Annotated in this window: 1 protein-coding gene; it reads right to left on the minus strand. The window is 33.8% G+C overall.

Annotated features, from left to right (window positions below; all coding sequences use genetic code 11):
- The coding region (gene dhaL / locus IDG63_RS14275; RefSeq protein ID WP_206176480.1) for a dihydroxyacetone kinase subunit DhaL at nt 1–384 on the minus strand (384 nt) is incomplete at its 3' end.
- Between the last annotated feature and the right edge of the window lie 86 nt (nt 385–470).

Raw genomic sequence — 470 nt, forward strand, 5'->3', positions numbered from 1 at the left:
ATCTACAACATCAAACATCGTCTTCTCATCTCGTTGTACTTTACCTCTCTGCGCAATCGCATTAGCAAATTCAGTAACAACAGCTTTTAAATTTTCTTTGTCCATTTCATCATTAACAACATTAGCCATTTTAACAAAGCTAAATCCATATAATGGACCAGATGCACCACCAATATTTGACATTAATGCCATACCAGTAGATTTAAATAGCGATGACATACTACTATCCTCTATCTTGTCTTTCAAACTTTTAAATCCACGCAACATATTGACACCATGATCGCCATCACCGATTGCTCTATCTAAATCCGTTAATAATGTTTCTTTCTCTGAAAACACTGCCTCTAAATTTAATAATCGTTGTTTCATATCTTTAACATCCATTTTTAATCACCTCAGTTGAATGTAGTTTTCTTTTTAAAAGTAGCGAGACGTAGTAGGTGCTTGTAAAGCTTTGAGTAGTTCTTCAT

Origin of the sequence: Staphylococcus sp. EG-SA-14, assembly GCF_017151935.1 — a bacterium.
GTDB classification, from domain to species: domain Bacteria; phylum Bacillota; class Bacilli; order Staphylococcales; family Staphylococcaceae; genus Staphylococcus; species Staphylococcus aureus.